Raw genomic sequence first — 2,145 nt, 5'->3', positions numbered from 1 at the left:
GATCTCATCCATCGTGGATGGTCGTCCGTGGCCACATTCGACCCTCCGCATCGCGGCCTCCAGCCCGGGTTTGAAACTTCTGCGCACACACGTATGCGCAAATGACCACGCGAGTGCACCTTACGCTCCGAGGTTCCGGAGCGCGTGTATGTAGGTGGAAATTGGAGTCGTGATGGGGCTCAGCCGATGTGGTGGACGCGCCTGGGCAGCTCGATCTTCATTTCCTGCAAGAGCTTCCGCTGTTCTTCCGTAAGCTCGGTGGTCTGCAGGGCGCGGCCTCCGGGGCCGGTATATGCCACCATCTTTAGGCATCCGAGCTCCCGGCGGATCTCTCCCCAGCGCCGGTGCGTCCTGAGCTCCGCCACGCGCTCCAGCAGCAGCGCCAGCACACAGGCGAAGACGTGCGCCTCGATGCGCTCCCGGGTGCGGTGGTGCACCGGGCGGATGTCGATCCCGTGCTTGAGGCGGCGGAAGCTCTCCTCCACGCGCAGGAGCTGCTTGTATCCCAGCGCCACGTCTTCCGCGCTCAGGCTGGCGTCGTTGGTGATGACGAGCCACTTGCCATCGAGCTTCTCTTCCTGTGCCACCCTCGCCCGGTCGATCTCCAGCTTCCCGTCCGCGCCCGTCTTGAGGTACGCGCCGAAGCGCCGGCTCGAGCGCAGCACGCAGGCCGCTTTCGGATGCTCCTCGTCCTTGCGCGCATGCAGCGCCTTCAGCTCGGCCTCCAGCTCACGCAGCAGCTCGTCGCGGCGGTGCTTCTGCCGCTTCGCCTCTTCCGGGTTGCGGCAGAGGACGTAGCGCCGGCGCTTCTCCGCCACCGGCTCCTCTTCCGGCGGCGGATAGGCGACCTCCTTGATTTCCAGGTTCTCGGCGACTGCGCTGAAGCGGCCCGGCCGGGCGAGCACCGCCGCGGCCTCCTTCGACTTGCGCAGCGGCACTCCCACGATGTAGCCGCTGCCGCCCCGGGCGAGGTGGGTGAGGTTCTCCTGGCTCATCATCCCGCCATCGGCCACGTAGACCACCCGGTTCAGCCGCCATCCCGCCAGGTCGCGCTTGACCTGCTCGACGGTGCTCACGTCCGCGGTGTTCCCCGGCCAGATCCAGCTCTTGACCGGCAGCCCCTCGCGCGTGATCGCCAGCCCGACGACGATCTGCGGAGCGCCCGGCCGGTAGTCCTTGCTGTGGCCCCGCCGCCTCAGCCCCTCGCCCTCGTCCTCCTCCTCGGTCTCGAAGTAGACGCTCGTCGTGTCGTAGAAGACGAGGTCCACGTCGGCCGAGAGCAGGTCCGCCACGCGGAAGAAGATCTCCTTCTCCAGGCGCGCCTTCTCCGCGGCCAGCAGGTCGAGCGCGAGATAGAGGTGGTGGAGCCCGAGCTCCTCGGCCGCCGGCCAGTGCACGTCGCGCAGCCAGCGCTCGTGCACGCCCAGCTTGCTTTCGGGCGCCAGCGCCCGGTTGGCCACGATCAGGAAGGCGGCCTCGCAAAGCTGCGCCGCGCTCGGCCGCTCGCCGCACGCTCGACCGATCTCCTCGGCCAGCCCCAGCTCCCGCCAGAGCGCGTGCAGGGCGTGCAGCCCTCCGTAGTCCTTCGCCCACTCCAGGCGCAGCGCGGGCGCCGCCCCCCGCGGGCCGGGCCGCTCCTCTCCGGGGGCCGCCACTCGCAGCAGGCTCTCGGCCAGGCGGCGCAGCGCCTCGGTGTCCAGCGCGTCCTCACGGCCCAGGTTGTAGAGCACGCGCGTCTGCGAGCGCTGCTGCTCCGAGTCCCAGACGCTCTCGGCGAGCTGGAGGTAGCGGACGACGGCGCCGTCTTTGTTCCGGCGCGTCGTGGTGCGGATGTACATGCGCAGGACGATAGCATGTACGCCTGTTTACTGCAAGCACTTTGTGGAGCAAGCGTGTATCTAGGAATTTCGGCGTCCGAGCTCCATCCCGCCAGCAAAAACCCGCATTGATCCTGGGTTTTTCTTGCGCCAACCCGCTGCGTGTGCCTAAAAACCTTCAAACTCGGGCTGAGCGAAGCGAAGGGAACGGAGCCCTGGCTACGCGCGCCAGACCCGCCCCCTCGCCTCCACGTCGCGAAGCATCGTGCCGGCTGTCCATGGCTCGGCTCCGCGCACCCTGGCGAGCCCGCTCTTCCGCCGCGCTCGG

The 2,145-nt window shown here is 68.5% G+C and carries 1 protein-coding gene; it reads right to left on the bottom strand.

Features of this window, described 5'->3' with window-relative positions; translation table 11 throughout:
- Positions 1-179: 179 nt before the first annotated feature.
- Complete coding sequence (locus VF584_20810) at positions 180-1,838, bottom strand: IS1634 family transposase (GenBank protein ID HEX8212631.1); 1,659 nt, start codon at positions 1,836-1,838, stop codon at positions 180-182.
- Positions 1,839-2,145 lie beyond the last annotated feature (307 nt).

Source organism: Longimicrobium sp., from assembly GCA_036389135.1.
GTDB lineage: Bacteria > Gemmatimonadota > Gemmatimonadetes > Longimicrobiales > Longimicrobiaceae > Longimicrobium.
This window is presented reverse-complemented; position numbering and strand designations above follow the sequence as displayed.

What these genes read in the sequence shown, in the direction of transcription:
- VF584_20810 (HEX8212631.1), bottom strand. Translation starts at nt 1,838, where the DNA reads ATGTACATCCGCACCACGACGCGCCGGAACAAAGACGGCGCCGTCGTC.